At 48.3% G+C, this 3,901-nt stretch carries 3 protein-coding genes; 2 read left to right on the top strand and 1 reads right to left on the bottom strand.

Going from position 1 to position 3,901, the window contains the following annotated elements:
* Positions 1-1,208 (top strand): selenium metabolism membrane protein YedE/FdhT (gene yedE, locus QZ147_RS08605; protein WP_295149355.1); only part of this gene is annotated, 1,208 nt, incomplete at its 5' end.
* A gap of 1 nt (position 1,209) precedes the next feature.
* Positions 1,210-1,452: a sulfurtransferase-like selenium metabolism protein YedF gene (gene yedF, locus QZ147_RS08610; protein ID WP_004323059.1), complete on the top strand. Its 243-nt coding sequence runs from the start codon at positions 1,210-1,212 to the stop codon at positions 1,450-1,452.
* A 140-nt stretch (positions 1,453-1,592) separates the two neighbouring features.
* On the opposite strand, the gene QZ147_RS08615 is transcribed toward yedF, so the two are convergent.
* Positions 1,593-3,901, bottom strand: a 2,309-nt coding sequence (locus QZ147_RS08615) for an alpha-2-macroglobulin family protein (RefSeq protein ID WP_295149358.1), incomplete at its 5' end; no start/stop codon positions are given.

A 3,901-nucleotide genomic window follows, 5' to 3' on the forward strand; every position in this document is an offset into this window, starting at 1 on the left:
TGTTTAAAGAATTTAGAACGAAATATCTAACGAATTTCTGGAACGTCGGGCAGGCGATGATTATCCTAGCCATCGTCGCAACCGTGTATTTCGGGATTTTCGGCGGCGGATGGGCGGTAACCGGCGAGATGACGCGCTGGGGCGGCGAGTTTTTGGAGCTTTTCGGGATGGATCTTAGCGGCTACTCCTACTACAAGATCACGAACCTTGACGGTAGCCCGCTCACACGCTTTGAGGGACTTATGCTAATAGGCATGTTTGTCGGCGCTACGATCGCGGCATTTATGGCAAATAAAGTCAAATTTCGCCTACCCGCAAGCAAAATTCGCGTTTTTCAAGCTATCGTCGGCGGCTTGCTTTCGGGATTTGGCGCGCGTCTAGCCTTTGGCTGCAACTTGCTTGATTTTTTCACCGGACTGCCGTATTTTTCGCTACATACATGGCTTTTTGCCGTGTTTATGGTGCTTGGCATCTACGTCGCCGTCAAGGTCGGCAAGCTGCCTATCTTTATGCCTAAAACCGAGCTTAAAAACTTCGGCCTAAAAGGCAAGGGCACGACGCACGACAAAGGCCGCGCCGACCGAAATTTCGCCATCGGCGTGATTATCGCGATTTTAGCGATTATCTGGTTTGCGTATCTTTTGATGCAGGCGCCGGCGCTAGATCTAAAAGTCAAGGCCAGCATCTTGCCGCTTGGACTACTTTTTGGACTAGTTTTCGGCTTTATCATCTCAAAGGGTCAAATTTGCTTTACTTCGTGCTTTCGCGACCTGTTTTTATTCGGCAGGGACGTCGCGACCAAGGGCGCTTTTTACGGCATGATAATCGCCACGCTCATCGTTTTCGTGCTGATGCTAAACGGCTACGTCGGCAAAGTTACGAATTTCTCGCCGGCGGTTGCGATCGGAGCGTTTTTGTTCGGTTTCGGCATCGTATTTGCGGGCGGCTGCGAGTGCGGCTGGACATATAGAGCCACCGAGGGACAGCTGCACTTTATGATCGTGGGCGTCGCAAACGTCGTAGGAACCATGGTGTTAGCTCTTAGTTACGATCTCATCCCGGCATGGATCAAAGACGGCCCAAAAATCCAGCTTTTAGAGGTATTCGGTCCGCTGGGCGGCTTAGCGGTAAATTTGTGTTTATTTGTTTCGGCGCTACTGCTGGTGTTTATCTACAAACGAAATTTCTTCGCCAAAGGAGGCTACTAAGATGCATGAAGACGATTTTGAAATAAGCTATACGCTCGATATCCTAGGCGAGGCTTGCCCGATGCCCGCCGTTGCGACGCTAGAAATCCTACCGAAAATGAAAAGCGGCGAGGTGCTAGAAGTGCTTTGCGACTGCCCGCAGGCGATAAACTCGATCCCTTACGACGCGAGAAACAGGGGCTTTGAGGTACTTAAAATCGAGCAAGACGGCCCGACGCTTAGATTTATCATCAAAAAGCCTTAGTTTAAATTTCGGCGCGGCGCAGGGTTTTTCTTTCCGTTCCGCGTTCGAGACTTTTTACCGTATCCAAAAAGGCTAAACGCCTAAATTTCCGAAATATAATTTAAGTAGTAAAAGTAGAATAGGGGGCAAAGCCCCCGAGATTATTTTACGTTAAAGCTTTTTTGCGCTAGATCGTAGTCGGTTTGCGTTTCGTTATACATATTTTCGCTAATTACCGCCGCTAGCGCGCATTTGCCGCCAAGCACCACTCGGTAAGGCGTGTAGATCGTAGCTTGCCCGCCGGCATCTAGTTTATAAAAGCTTATCACGCGATCGTCTTTGATCGTTTGATACGAAATTTCGAGCGAATTTTTAACCGCTTCTTTACGCGCGATAGGGCTTAAATTTTCGTTTATCGCTTCAAAGCACGCGCTCGTTATCTCGTTTATTACGCCGACTTTTATACCGCTTTTAGCCGACAGCTCGACTTTGGAGAAAATTTTATCGCCTATTTTTAACTCGTCGAGATTGATCTCTTTGCCGTTTTCGTTTACGAACGTGCGGTAAATATCAAGCTCACGCGGCTCTTTTTTGTGTCTTTGCAGCGGCACGTAGGCGTTTGAGCTGACGCTAATAAACATAGGCGCTTGCGGCTCGATCTTAAACGCGCCGTCCTTACTCGTAAAGCCTACGCTTAATTTGCCTTCGAATTCGTCCGTTTTACCGTCGTAAGAGAGCTTAAATTTCGCGGGCTTTTTATCGTCGCCGAAATACGCTCTAATCGCTTGCAGCGCAAACGCCCGCTCTTGCGTGGAGGCGGCGCTATCTAGCTTTTCTATTAAAGAATTTGCCAGCGCGTCCGAAAATTCGTTTTTCTCGAAATAGCTAGCGTGCAGATAAAGCACGAAGGCTTTGTCGCGCAGCTGCGAGCCGAAGTCTAGTCCGTCGCCGTATTTTTCGTTCGTTTCTACGTTTTTTAGCGCGCTTTTAGCCTCGTCGTCAAGCCCCGCCATTTTTAGCGTCGCGGCCATTAAATACCTTGAAAGAGCGCTGCGTTTATACTCCTTGGCGTCGTAAATTTGATTGATTTCCGAGCGATCGAACGAGCCTAATTTAGCCTTTACGTAAAGCGCGTAGATAGCAAATTCCCCGCCGACGCTAGTGCTAAGGCCGTTAATTATGCGCTTTTTCGTATTGGCGTCTAGTTTAAAGCCGCCTTTATCAAGCTGGCTTAGCACGTCTGCGGCATAGATCGAAGCAAATAAATTTACGTCGCTCATCTCGTTCCAATAGCCGAAAAATCCTCCCTTTTTCTGCATTTTAAGAAGCTCGCTTATACCTAGCTTTATAAAGCGCTCGCGGTCTTTGGCCTCGTCGTCGTTAGCTGGTTTTGCGTTTAGAAGCGCTAAAAGCTTGCTGGCTCGCTGCTCGGCGCATCCGTAAGGATAGGATATCAAATTTTTAGATAAATTCGTAAGCAAGCTCGACGCCGACGTCGAAGCGTCGATATTTATAGTAGTAAAGCCTTTTGGAAGCTTAAATTCCCGCGCCGAGCTCAGGCTTACGCTTTTTGCGTAGGTGCTTAAAGGATAAGGCGGTATGACGTCTAAATTTTGAACGCTGCTAAACGTATGCGATCCGTCGTCGGCTAGAATTTCAAAATTCGCCTTACCGCGCTCTTTGGCCTTAACAAGTAAGCGTAAATTTTTGTTTTCTTGCGCTTTTAGCGTTACGTTTTTATCGCTCGTAAGCTCTAAATTTTCGCTTGATTTTACCGCGATCGTTACGTTTTTATCCTGCGCGGTCGTATTAATTAGCCTTAGGCTAGCCTCGATCTCGTCGCCTTCTAACAGATACGCTAGCACGCTAGGTTTAACTACTACGTCATCCTTTACTACTACCTGCGAGCTAGCAGCGTTTATCTGCGTAGCGGTCGCCGCGATAGCGTCTACGCGGATAGCGGAGTTAAAGCCGCTAGGCGTTTTAAACTCGTAGCTTGCCTCGCCGTTTGCGTCCGCTTTTACTCTTGCGGCTAGGGCGAAGGTTTTTATATTTTTCTTATCGACTAGGCTATCGTGCTTTTCAAGCATCGCAGACATCCTCATCATAGCCGTATCGCCGCCGAAATTTAGAGTCTTGCCCGCTACTTTGTACCCTGTTAGCTCGTCGTAAAAGTCGTAATCAAATACGCCGTCGGCTAATTTGACGTCAAAAAATTTAAGCGGAGTCGGCGAGCTTTGGTTTGTTATATTTAGTACGCCCAGATCTACCGCAAATATGCTCACGTCGGCGTTAGGCGCGGTTTTTACGGAAATTTTAACGTTTTGGTTGCTCCTTACGGTTTGCGGCGCGTCGATAGCTACCGAAACGGCGCGTTCGGTTTTATCCGCGGCGGCGTAGGTTTTAGCGTGCGTTCTAAACGGAGCGACGCCGCCGTCTGCCAAGCGGAATATCGTAACGCTCGCGTAAA

Origin of the sequence: uncultured Campylobacter sp., assembly GCF_905371695.1 — a bacterium.
Classification (GTDB): Bacteria; Campylobacterota; Campylobacteria; order Campylobacterales; family Campylobacteraceae; genus Campylobacter_A.